General features: G+C 57.8%; 12 protein-coding genes. 5 read left to right on the plus strand and 7 right to left on the minus strand.

The window, feature by feature from the left end; translation table 11 throughout:
* Window positions 1–96: 96 nt before the first annotated feature.
* Window positions 97–717 carry a TetR/AcrR family transcriptional regulator gene (locus BMS17_RS04775; RefSeq protein ID WP_077430547.1) on the minus strand — a complete coding sequence of 207 codons (621 nt, stop codon included), beginning with the start codon at window positions 715–717 and terminating at the stop codon, window positions 97–99.
* An 87-nt stretch (window positions 718–804) separates the two neighbouring features.
* On the opposite strand from BMS17_RS04775, the gene BMS17_RS04780 reads away from it, so the two are divergent.
* On the plus strand, window positions 805–2,322 hold the full coding sequence (locus BMS17_RS04780; RefSeq protein ID WP_077430548.1) for an efflux transporter outer membrane subunit: 1,518 nt from the start codon (window positions 805–807) through the stop codon (window positions 2,320–2,322).
* 196 nt (window positions 2,323–2,518) lie between these two features.
* Here BMS17_RS04780 and BMS17_RS04785 read toward each other — a convergent pair whose 3' ends face one another.
* The 3 genes from BMS17_RS04785 to BMS17_RS04795 form a co-directional block, all read right to left on the minus strand.
* Entirely contained in the window at window positions 2,519–3,166 is a 648-nt protein-coding gene (locus BMS17_RS04785) for a c-type cytochrome (protein ID WP_077430549.1), read from the minus strand.
* Between the two features lie 9 nt (window positions 3,167–3,175).
* Window positions 3,176–4,432: a molybdopterin-dependent oxidoreductase gene (locus BMS17_RS04790; RefSeq protein WP_077430550.1), complete on the minus strand. Its 1,257-nt coding sequence runs from the start codon at window positions 4,430–4,432 to the stop codon at window positions 3,176–3,178.
* Window positions 4,433–4,737: 305 nt separating this feature from the next.
* Window positions 4,738–6,255 carry a nucleobase:cation symporter-2 family protein gene (locus BMS17_RS04795; RefSeq protein WP_077430551.1) on the minus strand — a complete coding sequence of 506 codons (1,518 nt, stop codon included), beginning with the start codon at window positions 6,253–6,255 and terminating at the stop codon, window positions 4,738–4,740.
* A gap of 256 nt (window positions 6,256–6,511) precedes the next feature.
* Here BMS17_RS04795 and BMS17_RS04800 point away from each other — a divergent pair, with 256 nt between their 5' ends.
* Both BMS17_RS04800 and BMS17_RS04805 read left to right on the plus strand, forming a co-directional pair.
* Window positions 6,512–6,793, plus strand: a complete 282-nt coding sequence (locus BMS17_RS04800; protein WP_046026925.1) for a BrnT family toxin — start codon at window positions 6,512–6,514, stop codon at window positions 6,791–6,793.
* A 2-nt stretch (window positions 6,794–6,795) separates the two neighbouring features.
* On the plus strand, window positions 6,796–7,137 hold the full coding sequence (locus BMS17_RS04805) for a BrnA antitoxin family protein (RefSeq protein WP_046026926.1): 342 nt from the start codon (window positions 6,796–6,798) through the stop codon (window positions 7,135–7,137).
* Window positions 7,138–7,216: 79 nt separating this feature from the next.
* Here BMS17_RS04805 and BMS17_RS04810 read toward each other — a convergent pair whose 3' ends face one another.
* The gene (locus tag BMS17_RS04810) at window positions 7,217–8,053 is read right to left on the minus strand and encodes an arylamine N-acetyltransferase (RefSeq protein ID WP_046026927.1); all 837 of its coding nucleotides are present in this window, start codon (window positions 8,051–8,053) and stop codon (window positions 7,217–7,219) included.
* Window positions 8,054–8,171: 118 nt separating this feature from the next.
* Window positions 8,172–8,960 carry an exodeoxyribonuclease III gene (gene xth, locus BMS17_RS04815; RefSeq protein ID WP_077430552.1) on the minus strand — a complete coding sequence of 263 codons (789 nt, stop codon included), beginning with the start codon at window positions 8,958–8,960 and terminating at the stop codon, window positions 8,172–8,174.
* Between the two features lie 169 nt (window positions 8,961–9,129).
* Between xth and BMS17_RS04820 the strand changes: the two genes are divergently transcribed.
* Both BMS17_RS04820 and BMS17_RS30590 read left to right on the plus strand, forming a co-directional pair.
* Window positions 9,130–9,714, plus strand: coding sequence for a GNAT family N-acetyltransferase (locus tag BMS17_RS04820; protein WP_046026929.1), 585 nt, complete (start codon window positions 9,130–9,132; stop codon window positions 9,712–9,714).
* A 107-nt stretch (window positions 9,715–9,821) separates the two neighbouring features.
* On the plus strand, window positions 9,822–10,142 hold the full coding sequence (locus tag BMS17_RS30590; RefSeq protein WP_077430553.1) for a hypothetical protein: 321 nt from the start codon (window positions 9,822–9,824) through the stop codon (window positions 10,140–10,142).
* Window positions 10,143–10,175: 33 nt separating this feature from the next.
* Here the strand turns inward: BMS17_RS30590 and BMS17_RS04830 are convergent, their stop codons facing one another.
* Window positions 10,176–11,582 (minus strand): DUF1254 domain-containing protein, encoded by a 1,407-nt coding sequence (locus BMS17_RS04830; RefSeq protein WP_046026930.1) that lies wholly within the window; start codon window positions 11,580–11,582, stop codon window positions 10,176–10,178.
* Between the last annotated feature and the right edge of the window lie 126 nt (window positions 11,583–11,708).

Raw genomic sequence — 11,708 nt, forward strand, 5'->3', positions numbered from 1 at the left:
CGCCCACTTGATCAGAGCAAAGCAAAGAGGCTCGATATCTAGTTTTTTCAGGCGCACACGCTGATACGGATGCGCAGCGCATCCGTCAGCAGAGGTTTAAGGCATCAGGCTGCGCAGAACAAGATTGGAGATAAGCGAGGGGGCTTCTTCAACAAAATCGAGGTTGTACTGCAATAGCAGAGGATTGATGAAGGGCCGCAGAGCGAGATGAATCGCCTCTACCGTCTCGTCCAGCGGAGTCTTGCGTTCAAACTCACCGAGCTCTCGCCCCTCACGCACGATTTGCAACACGAAGCTCTTGATCTGAGCGTCATAGACTTGTGAGCAGGGCCATCGCTCCGACGCGGCGAACGCTGCGATGTCGTAGAGTTTACGGTCGTTAAAGAACAGGCTCACCCCTGTAGCGATTAAGGTTTTGACCAGGCGCCGAAAACGTTCAGTCGGCGAGATGCCGTCTACATTGATGGCTTGCTCCACTGCCGCAACGATTTCAGTCAGGCAATTTGTACAGATTGCTTCACCAATCGCCTGCTTGGATTCAAAGAATTTGTAGATGTAAGCCTTGGAAAAGCCGATGGCCTTGGCTAGGTCAGAAACCGTTGTTTTGCCATAACCGTATTGACTGAAATGTTCGTTGGCCGCCGCGACAATCTGGTCTCGAATGTCGTGATCGGCTGGGCCACGGGCGCTGGGCGAAGAAACTGATGGCTGATTCATGCGAGCAGCTTACTCATCCCAAAGGTGGTTGACAACTTGTGACCAGTTTGTAATATCGTCACAAACCGACCCTTTCGCAGGTATCGCATGCACCCTCCTCCTCGTTTCGCCGTTTTGCTGTGTTTGGGTATGGTTGCAGGTTGCGCAGTGGGCCCTGACTACTCAAAACCCCGTGTGGAATTGCCCGAGCATTTCTCCGCGCAAACGTCCAAGGCACGACAACTGGGCGCCGCAAATGACGATCTCGCCGCTTGGTGGAACGCATTTAATGACCCAATACTCAGTCAGCTGATAAATCGAGCACTTGAACAGAACCTCGATTTAGCCCAGGCAAACGCAAGGATCGAGCAGGCTCGCGCCGGTTTGGGCGCAGCTAACGCAGCCCTCCTGCCGTCGGCTACCGTCAATGGTCAAGCGGCCCGAGCCCGTCAGTCATTGGAGACGCCGTTGGGCCAAGCGCTGAATTCAGACCCTTCCTATAATCGCTACGGCAGTGCCTATGAGGCGAACTTGAATGCCGGCTGGGAGCTGGATGTGTTTGGTGGGCTGCGCCGAGGTAAAGAAGCCGCCTTCGCCGATTATCAGGCCTCGCAAGCTGGAGCGATTGCCACACGCCTGGCAGTGGTCGCGCAGACAGCCGATCTTTACATCAGCATCCGTGGCCTTCAAGCACGCCTGGAAATTGCCCGGCAGCAAGTAGACACACGACAACAACTGCTCACCACCATCGAACACCTCTACGCAAAAGGCCTGGCGGCTGAATTGCAGTTGAACCAGACCCAAGGCGCGCTGAACCAGGCGCAGGCCACCGTGCCGGTACTGCAAGCAGGCATTGACACGGCAATGAATGCGCTGGATGTCATGTTGGGCAAGGCGCCCGGCACTTACAGCGCGCAGTTGACTAAGCTGGCGCCCATCCCTGAGGTGCCAGGCGTCTCGGACATGGGCGCTCCAGCCGACCTGCTGCGTCGGCGTCCAGACTTGATCGTCGCGGAGCGCCGTCTTGCGGCATCCAGCGCGCGCATCGGCGAAGCCATGTCCGAGTACTACCCCAAACTGTCTGTGGCTGCGCTGCTCGGCAGTGCTACATCGGTATCCAGCGCAAACCTGTTCAGCAACGGCGCCAGTCAGGCTTCGGCGGCACTGGGATTACGCTGGCGGCTGTTCGATTTTGGCCGCATCAACGCCCAGATTGATTTGGCAAAGGGCCAGGAAGCCGAAGCCTTGGCCGCTTACCGCCAGTCCGTTCTGCGGGCCTGCGAAGATGTGGAAAGCGCTGTTTCGGCACGGATCAACCGCGAGCAACAATCGACCCAGCTCGCCCAGGGCGAGTCGGCGTATGCGAAAGCCAGAGCGACATCGTTTGCCGCCTATGAAAAAGGCGTGGTCAGCTTGATCGAAGTGCTGGATGCCGATGAACATCTCCTAGCGGCATCTGATGGCAGAGCCCAGGCACAAACTGAATCGGCTCGCGCTGCAGTGGGCACGTTCAAAGCATTGGGCGGCGGTTGGCAGCGAGATGACTCAGATGCTCGCGTTGTCTCAAAAAGAGCGGAAACTCGAATGTTTTTTCCTGATCCAGGGATATCGAAAGAACTCCAATAAAATACGGGCTGGATAGGATAATCGTAGGGATATATATACTAAAAAACAGAATATTTTCATTGTAGAACAAATGCTTATTTTTCTGTTCGAGTCCAGGTCGTGAAGCCAGACAACGTTTCAGGGAAGGTTTTCAAAATCTCTGAAGCTCCGAAAAAACCCGCTATTTGGCGGGTTTTTTCGTTTCTGGCTACCGAGCCTACTGCTGCAGTATGAACGTTGCCAGGGTTTGCAGATTGTCCGGACTTATCTGTGCGAACGGTGGCATCGGGATATTCCCCCATTTGCCGGTACCGCCGTGCTGGATGCTGGATGCCACCTTGACCAGTGCCTGCGGGTCACCGGCGTACTTGGCAGCTACAGCATGATAGGCCGGCCCTACGACTTTTTGATCGATCGAGTGGCAAGCCAGGCAACCGTTGCTCTGGAGCAACGCCATGGCATCGACTTTTGCTGCTGGCGCCGCCGGGGGCTGCCCCGCCGATGGATTCAAAGCAGCCTGCACATCGGCATCGCTCGTTTGGGCACTCCCGTAGGTCACCGCCAGGTAGGCGCCGATAGTGCTCACATCCTGATCGCTGATCGGAGCCCCGTACACGTGCTGCATCTTGCCCGCCTCAGCGGTCCACTGCGCCAGCGTCATGCCCGGAGGCTGGAAGTTGATGTAATCGGCCGAATGGCAGGTGGAGCATTTCTGCTGGGCCAACGGATAGCCAGGCAGCGCACTGGGTTTGAGCACAGCCGTTTCGGGCGGCAAGGTGATCGATAGTGGCGCTGCGTTAGCCCAGCCAGCCAAACAAACCTGAGCCGCACAGAGCAAAGTCATCATGTATTTCATGCGTTTCATGCGAGCCCCTCAGGCGACAGTCACGTGGCTGGTTTCTACGACGTGGCGGCGGTAGCCAGCCGGGTTCCAGTCGGCCTGCAGCGGCTGCGTCTCGCCCGCACTGTTACTGGCTCGCACCATCAACTGGGTGGCACCCGCGCTGGTAAAGGTGATCGGCAGCGTCCACTCACGGAAGGAGAAACGGCCAAGGTCCTGCCCAAGCGCGGCTTCGCGCCAGACTTTTCCGCCGTCGATCGAGATTTCCACCTTGTTGACGCCAACACCGCCGTCGAACGCAATACCCTTGAGCACCACGCTTTTTTTCAGCGGCAACACATCGCCATGTTTAACGCTGGTGATGAAACTGCGCACCGCCAACTTGGAAATCGGCAGGGTTTTTGCCGCTGTGGTGCCAGGGGCAATGCAGAAGCAATCGTTGTCCGGCAGGCGGTAACCTTTCGCCATGAAGAAACCTTCATAGGTATGGTCGACGACTTCAATCTCACTGAGGTGCTTGACCCAATAGGTGCCGAAATAACCGGGTACGACCAGACGTATCGGGTAACCGTTGAGGAATGGCAGATCGGTGCCATTCATCGACCAGGCAATCATGGGCTCGCCGTCCATGGCATGGCTGATGTCCAGCGCCTTGATGAACTCCGGCGTACTTGGCAGCACGGGCTTATCGAGCCCACGGAAGGTCACTTGCCTGGCATCGGCTGTCACACCCGCCTTTTCCAGTACCGCCTTGAGCGGCACCCCCACCCAGCGCGCATTCCCCATCGAACCATTGCCCAACTGAGCACCAAACACGCGGGGCATCGAGAAGCCGCGGCTGTTACCTGAGCACTGATTGACGGCCACCACTTCTACCGGCTCGGCAAGGGCCTTGAGCTCTGCCAGGGAAAGTGACAGCGGCGTGTTGACCGAGCCCTTGATCGTCAAGCGGTAGCTGTCTGGATCAATGCTGGTAGGGAAATTGGCCAAGTGGTAACGCACGAAAAACGCGTCATTGGGCGTGATGGGCCCTTCGTTGAAGACCGGAAACGGCGTCTCAAGGTGCGGCGGGCGTGTGGTCACCAAGGTCAACGGGCGTTTTTGCGGATACTGCACCAGTGGCCGGGGGCCGGCGGCAAAGGTCACCTCTTCGGCGGTTTCGTCGGCCTTGGTTTCGTCGGCTGCCCTGGCCAGGCTCGCCAACGGAGAAGCGGCCAAAGCGAGGGTGAAGGCATCGCGCAGAACGCGTCGGCGGCTCGGCTTGCTGTTATCTATAAAACTGAACTTCATTCGGTGCTCTCTATAATTGTTTTACTGAGATGCAACTGTCAGCCCGGCCAAGGCACGCAGGCCTCGGGCTCGATGTTTTTTTAAGGGTTTCGCTTCACGGTTGGACTTCGGTGCGAAACCAGTATCGTCACGCCAAAGTCGACCGCTTTTCATTTGACGTCAGCGGCTTAACATTTGACGACAGTCGTTGCCGACGCATGCGGTCGAGCGTGGTATCTCAACAGACTTGTCCCAAGCCACACATTCAGCCAAAAAAAAGGCGTCCCGAAGGACGCCTTTTTTATATTTCCATGCCTTGAATGTTGTCAGACATGCTCACTGCTTTTCGCATGCAGCGCTCGCGGCTCTCCATGCCCATGGTCGGTTTCCACCACCGGGATTTCTTTTCCGTCGCAGTCATGCAGTTTGCCTTCGCTGAAATAATCCCCTTCGCGCAACGCCGCCAGGTCCTGATAACGCAACACGCGCTCAGTACCGGCCGCGAACACCGACTGCTGATCCGAGTTACCCGCCGTGAGGTGGTTGAATGTCAGGTTCAGCACGATGGCCATGATCGCCGACGAGCTGATGCCCGAGTGGAAGATGGTCGCGAACCAGCTAGGGAAATGGTCGTAGAAGTTCGGTGCAGCGATGGGGATCATGCCGAAACCGATAGAGGTAGCGACGATGATCAGGTTGACGTTGTTGCGGTAATCGACCTTGGACAGCGTCCGGATACCACTGGCCGCCACCGTACCGAACAGCACGATACCTGCACCGCCCAGAACAGACGTCGGCACAGCGGCGATGACCCGGCCCATGAACGGCAGCAAGCCGAGAATCACCAGGAACAAACCACCCGTGGCGACCACGTAGCGGCTCTTGATCCCGGTCACCGCCACCAGCCCGACGTTCTGGGCGAAGGCACTTTGGGTGAACGAACCGAAGATCGGCGCAATCATGCTCGACAGCATGTCGGCGCGCAGACCGTTGCCCAGGCGTTTGGAGTCGACTTTGGTGCCAATGATTTCACCGACGGCGAGGATGTCCGCCGAGGTTTCCACCAAGGTCACCATGACCACGATGCACATCGACAGGATGGCGGCGAAGTGGAAGGTCGGCATGCCGAAATGAAACGGCGTCGGGAAGCCGAACATCGGACCTTGGGTGACGGACGAAAAGTCCGCCATGCCGAGGAACACCGCGATGACCGTGCCGATGACCATCGCCAGCAGAATCGACAATCGGGAGATGGTCGCGCTACCGATCTTGCTTAGCAGCAACACCAGCACCAGCGTCACCGCCGCCAGGCCAATGTTCGCCACGCTACCGAAGTCCGGCGCGTGGCTATTGCCACCCATGGCCCAACGCGCAGCCACCGGCATCAACGTCAGGCCGATGGTCGTGATCACAATACCCGTGACCAGCGGCGGGAAGAACTTGGTGATGCGCGAAAACACCGGCGTGATCAGCAAACCAATCAACGACGCGGCAATCACCGCCCCGAGAATCGACTGGAATCCGCCCTCCCCGCCACTGCTGACTATCGCCACCATGGTCGCGACACCCGAGAACGACACGCCCTGTACCAGCGGCAACTGACAACCAAAGAACGGTAAACCGAGGGTTTGCAGTAATGTCGCCAAGCCCCCCGCAAACAATGAAGCTGCAATCAACAAACCGATGTCCGCCGGCGAGAGTCCGGCCGCCTGACCGATGATCAAAGGCACCGCGACGATGCCTCCGTACATGGTCAGAACATGTTGCAGGCCGTAAGCCATATTCGCGCCGATCCCGAGATTTTCATCCTCGGGCCGTTGGTGTGAAACATGGGGCGTTTTCATGGTTGGGGGGTTCCCTGGTTTTTGTTGTGCGCACACTGTATTCAAGACACAGGACAAATGTCTATAGAGTTGTATACAACTTATCAGTCAGATTATGGACAGGTGTCCATTTTGCTCGTCGAGTGACGAACCTGGCCGCACAAAAAACCTTGAAATACATCCCTCCAGGTACACGCCCCTTCTGCCGCTAATCTTTTTCGTTCATGGCGACCGCCGGCACGGATGCCCTCTTTTTTATACATATAAAGTATGCATAATGAAGCCATTCGACATTCAGTATGACAAGGCAAAGAACGCGGCCAACAAACTCAAGCATAGGGGCATCAGCCTGGCGGAAACCGAACCGGTGTTCGATGACGAGCGGGCCCTGACGCTGCAAGACCACGATCACGACGAACAGCGCTGGATCATCATGGGGCAGGATGCCAAAGGTCGTTTACTGGTGGTTGCCTACACGTGGCGCGAACCGAATTTCGTTCGAATTATTTCCGCACGCGTCGCCACCAAAAACGAGCGTCGCCACTACAGGGATGCATGACCATGAAAGACGAATACGACTTCAGTAACGCCAAGCGCGGGGCCATTGCCTCCAGCAAAGGCAAGACCCGCATTACCATCATGCTGGATGATGCCGTCATCGAGGCGGCTCGCTCGCTCGCGGAGAACGAAGGGTTTGGTTATCAAACAGTCATCAACAACACGTTGCGCCAGAGCTTGCTCAGCGACAAAGGACAAGGCGCGAAGGTCGATCAACCCAGCGGCGCCACTGCCGGCCAACTCAAAAAAGGCGTAACGGCCACCGACCTCAAGAGCCTCGAACAGAAACTCGCAGAGGCCCTTAACGAAATCCGTCGTGTGATGGAGCCGGGGATTCGGCCATAGGGGATAGGATCATGAAGGCAAGTCAAGATCAGCATTAGTGCGCAAGGCAGATCGGCAGATCTGCCTTGCGCAGGCTCGGTCAGACCTCTTCCTTCGGCGCGATCAAACGCTCGATCACCTGCCTCAACCGGGCGCTCTCAGGTACCAGAATTCCGAACTCGCTGCCCAGCAGCTCGATCAACTCATCCACATCCGTCACTTGGCGCCGCGCACTCTCGTGACCGATCCGATGTATTGCAAAGTTGCCGTTGTTGAGCGTACGGCGCCAGCCCTCCCCGGTCCGGGCAACCATCAGTTGTTTGGCAAACGAAGACTCGGGATGGGTCGAGACGTACCAGTTGCCGAGGGTGTAATCGATGTCTTCCTGGCGCTGCAGGTCGAAGATGTACATCGCCCGCCACTCGCCGCCGACATTGGCGCGCAAGGTGTAGCCATCCGCATGTTGTTCAATGCGATACGGCTCATGAGGGGTGGGTTGCCCGGCTTCGGTGTCGAGCATCAGTGGTGCCGTGGGGACCATGCCGCCAAAGCCGACGTCGGTGATGTAGCGCACACCGTCCAGAGTGACCAGGCTCAAACGGTGAGTGCGAGCGGTCCACGCGCCTTCGGGCTGCCCCATCACAACCCGTCCGGTGATGCCACGGGCGTCGAAGCCCAGCTCCTGAAGCAAAGCCAGGAATACATGGTTGAGCTCATAACAGTAGCCACCGCGACCGTCGAACAGGACTTTCTGTTCAATGGACGGCAGGTCTATCCGCACCGGTTCGCCCGACAATGTGGTGAGGTTTTCAAACGCGAAGGCACCGGTGTGGCGCAACTGCAACTGGCGCAGGGTTTCCAGGGTGGGTGACGGGGGCGCATCGAAGCCCAGGCGCTGCAAATACAACTCAAGGTGGGTCAGGCGTGGCTCGCTCATTGCTCAGTCCTTATGCATGGGGCCGCGGATCGCTCCGCCGATGGCCGCCATGTATAAGGGATAAAGCGCTTCGACTGACAATTGATTTCGCCAATCACTATCCCCGCCGAAATCAATGTTACTTGCGCGAACTCACACGAATCCATGTCGGCGCATGGTCACTGGCATGCGGCTCGTTGCGCACCCAGGCGTCGACACCGGCCTCTTGCAAATAAGGGCTCAGCACCGGGTTCAGCAACAGGTGATCGATGCGCAGCCCGGAGTTTGTCTGCCAGTGCTGCCGGAAATAATCCCAGAAGGTGTAGAGCCGGTCCTGCGGATACAGATGTCGCAGGGAATCCGTCCAGCCCTGATTCAGCAAACGTTGATAACACTCGCGGCTTTGCGGTTGCAGCAGCGCATCCTTGAGCCAGGACCGAGTGTTGTAGATGTCCAGATCGGTGGGCACCACGTTGTAGTCACCGGCCAGCACCACCGGGTGTTCACTGCCCTGCAGTTGTTTGGCGTAGGCGATCAGCCGTTCGAACCACGCCAGTTTGTAGTCGAATTTCGGCCCCGGTTGCGGGTTGCCGTTGGGCAAGTACAGGCACCCCACCAGCACGCCATGCGCCGCCGCTTCCAGATAGCGACTGTGGGTATCGGTGTCATCGCCTGGCAAACCGCGCCGACTCTCCAACGGTTGCGCATCTCGCGCCAGAATCGCCACCCCGTTCCATGAAGATTGACCCTGCCAGATGGCACCGTATCCGGCCGCCTCAAGCTCGGCGGCAGGAAAGGCTGCGTCCACCGATTTCAGTTCCTGCAAACAGGCGATGTCCGGTTTTTCCCGTTCCAGCCATTCCAGTAAATTGGGAAGGCGCGCGCGCAGGTCGTTGACATTGAACGTGGCGATTTTCAGGTTTTTCATGGTCCGACACTCGCTACGGATTGACGGTATCCAGTTCTGACCGGAGTGCGTGGCAACAGTTGCCCTCGCACACCCGGCGGTCGATTAAAGGTGTCGCAGCGGGACTTGCCAATCGACGGCGGCTCCCTTGTAATGCCCCCTGCGATTCTTTTCCGAGACAGCCTCGAACATGGACACCCTGGAAGGTCACCGAATCAGCCTGCGTCCCCTGCAACTGAGTGATGCCACCGCCCTGCTCAATGCCGCGCAGGACGGCGAATTATGGAACCTGACAGTTACCGTCGTGCCCTCGCCCACCACCATTGATGGCTACCTGAAAAAGGCGCTCGATGGTCGAGATGCCGGCACCGTCCTGCCTTTCGTCATCGTGCTCAACGAAACCGGCAAAGTGATCGGCTCTACGCGCTTCTGGAAAATCGACCGCCTCAACCGCAAGCTGGAAATCGGCAGCAGCTGGATCAGCGCCCGCTGGCAGAAAACCTTCGTCAACACCGAAGCCAAATACCTGATGCTGCGCCATGCGTTCGACGTGCTGGACTGTGTGCGGGTGCAGTTCACCACCGACGAAAACAACCAGAAATCACGTCACGCCATTTTGCGGCTGGGTGCGCAACAGGAAGGTATCGTGCGCCACGAACGGATCATGCCGGACGGACGCAAGCGCAACTCGGTGCGGTTTAGCATCATTGATGATGAGTGGCCGACGGTGCGCAGCAATCTGGAACAGAAAATGACCGAATACAGCCTTCGATAGTGCTCCCACATTGAATAGCGACCACCGACCGCTCGTCATCCAACCGGTACCCATCGACCCGCCTTCGGACCAACATCAGGTAACGACTCACCTTGGGGAGACGGACCATGATGACCACAAAACTCACTTCACTCTTACTGACCGGGTTGTTATGCGTCGCAGCGACGGCCTCGTTTGCAGCGCCCTACGACAGCCCCCATCCGGCGGACACACGGCCCAGCGCCACCCGCGGATCAACCCTGTCCCCCGACTACACCCGCAGCGCGCCTTCGGCCGGCAACAACTCAGGCTCGGTTAGCGGCACCGGTACTAATGGCGGGGCCAGCGGCTCGGGCTCTGGCGCAGGCGGCGGCACAGGGGCGGCTGGCGGCGGAACCGGTGGTGCGGGAGGCGGAACAGGCAGCTGGACGAATAAAAGCAAGCCATGAAGCACTTCATGGCCTGCTTTCGCTATAAGTCCATCACAGTCGTTTGACGACTGGCGGGTTCCATTTGCCGTTCAATGCCTCGGGTTTTGGGCCGTACAGGCGCATGGTCAGGTTAAACGGGCCTTTGGGGGCGGGAAGCCAGTTGGCCTCAAGGTCTTTGCCGGGGCTTTCGTTCTGGAAATAGATGTCCAGGGAACCATCGGCGTTAGTCTTGAACGGCATCCAGCTGCTGACTGCAAAACGGTTTAGCGTATTACCCACTTGGAATCCTTCCGGATCGTACAACGTGATCGACCAGAAAGCGTTCACCGGCGGTACTTCAGCTTTATCAAAATGCAGGACGTACTTGTTGGCCCCATCGAGCGGCTTGCCCTTGTCGTCCCCCATGTTCAGCGGATAAATCGCATCCTCGGGTAAGTTCGCCCCCAACCCGACCTGCGCCACGATCGCGCGTTTAAGGTAGTAATTGCCGTAGACCCCCATGGTGTCGGTGTTCATCGACCAGCCGTTGACCACCCGAGCAAGCGTTTCAACCTTCCACTTCATCAGTGTTTGCGCTTCTTCAGGCACGGTCTGCAATGCGGCTTTCACGGCCGGGTCCAGTGTCTCGATGTTGAACGATTTACCCACCTCGATACCGATGCGTTGCATCTGCGCCAGGATCGGCTGATCGGTGAGGTGAGGCGGATGCACTTTGAGCAATTCGGCGGCGTAGGCAAAGTATTTTGCCGCCGACAGCGTATCGACCTGAATCTTCGGCGGCGTTTTCATGTCCACCGCCGGGTCGATTTTCACGGTGACCGGTTCAGCTTTTTTACCCAGCTGCGACAACGGCGTCACGGTATAGCCCGCCTGAATACTGTGCACTGCCGCGTAGTCGGCTTCCCCGTCGGTCTTGGTCCGGCCGATGATCCAGACGAAAGGCGTCGGCGCTGGCAAATGACTCAATCCGGCAGGTACCGTTCCCGTCCAGCCCGGTGGTGTCACCAGAAACTGACTGGCCTGTGTGCCGGTGGTGCGCCAGCCGGGCGACGCGAAGACGTCGCTCCACATGTCGAGCATCGGCAACAGATAAAAACGCCCCGCGGTGTCCGGCGCGGAAATCACCAATGGCTCCTTGGTCAAATCGAGCCAGGCGATGGAATACAACGTATCGAAGTTCGCCCGCACCACCCCTTTGAAACTTGCGGGAGGATACTGCGGCACACTCACAAACATGTTCATCGGGCCTTTACCAAACTCCTTGCCGGGTTCGATATTGGTAAACTGCTTGCGGGTGATGTCCATGGTCAATAGCGGATAAAAATACAGGTAGGCCTCAACGCCGATGGCATGTGCTTCTTCAGGGGTGACTTTGGTTTGAGCCTGGCTGGCCAGTGGAAAAACGGCGGCGGCCGCAAGGGTTAGAGCAACGGCTGTCAATGCTTGAGTAATCAACATTTAGGCGATCGTCCGTGCTATGGGAAACGCTGCCGGGTTCGGCAGGGCTAACGGAACTCTAGACGATCGATTCAGGAAGAACTGACAGGCGGACGACCGGTTGTCGGGTGTTGCAAGGCTCAAACA

Source organism: Pseudomonas sp. C9, from assembly GCF_002000165.1.
Lineage (GTDB): Bacteria > Pseudomonadota > Gammaproteobacteria > Pseudomonadales > Pseudomonadaceae > Aquipseudomonas.

Excerpts from the sequence above, each read along its gene's own strand:
- BMS17_RS04775 (WP_077430547.1), bottom strand. The coding sequence starts at position 717 with ATGAATCAGCCATCAGTTTCTTCGCCCAGCGCCCGTGGCCCAGCCGAT.
- BMS17_RS04780 (WP_077430548.1), top strand. The coding sequence starts at position 805 with ATGCACCCTCCTCCTCGTTTCGCCGTTTTGCTGTGTTTGGGTATGGTT.
- BMS17_RS04785 (WP_077430549.1), bottom strand. The coding sequence starts at position 3,166 with ATGAAACGCATGAAATACATGATGACTTTGCTCTGTGCGGCTCAGGTT.
- BMS17_RS04790 (WP_077430550.1), bottom strand. The coding sequence starts at position 4,432 with ATGAAGTTCAGTTTTATAGATAACAGCAAGCCGAGCCGCCGACGCGTT.
- BMS17_RS04795 (WP_077430551.1), bottom strand. The coding sequence starts at position 6,255 with ATGAAAACGCCCCATGTTTCACACCAACGGCCCGAGGATGAAAATCTC.
- BMS17_RS04800 (WP_046026925.1), top strand. The coding sequence starts at position 6,512 with ATGAAGCCATTCGACATTCAGTATGACAAGGCAAAGAACGCGGCCAAC.
- BMS17_RS04805 (WP_046026926.1), top strand. The coding sequence starts at position 6,796 with ATGAAAGACGAATACGACTTCAGTAACGCCAAGCGCGGGGCCATTGCC.
- BMS17_RS04810 (WP_046026927.1), bottom strand. The coding sequence starts at position 8,053 with ATGAGCGAGCCACGCCTGACCCACCTTGAGTTGTATTTGCAGCGCCTG.
- xth (WP_077430552.1), bottom strand. The coding sequence starts at position 8,960 with ATGAAAAACCTGAAAATCGCCACGTTCAATGTCAACGACCTGCGCGCG.
- BMS17_RS04820 (WP_046026929.1), top strand. The coding sequence starts at position 9,130 with ATGGACACCCTGGAAGGTCACCGAATCAGCCTGCGTCCCCTGCAACTG.
- BMS17_RS30590 (WP_077430553.1), top strand. The coding sequence starts at position 9,822 with ATGATGACCACAAAACTCACTTCACTCTTACTGACCGGGTTGTTATGC.
- BMS17_RS04830 (WP_046026930.1), bottom strand. The coding sequence starts at position 11,582 with ATGTTGATTACTCAAGCATTGACAGCCGTTGCTCTAACCCTTGCGGCC.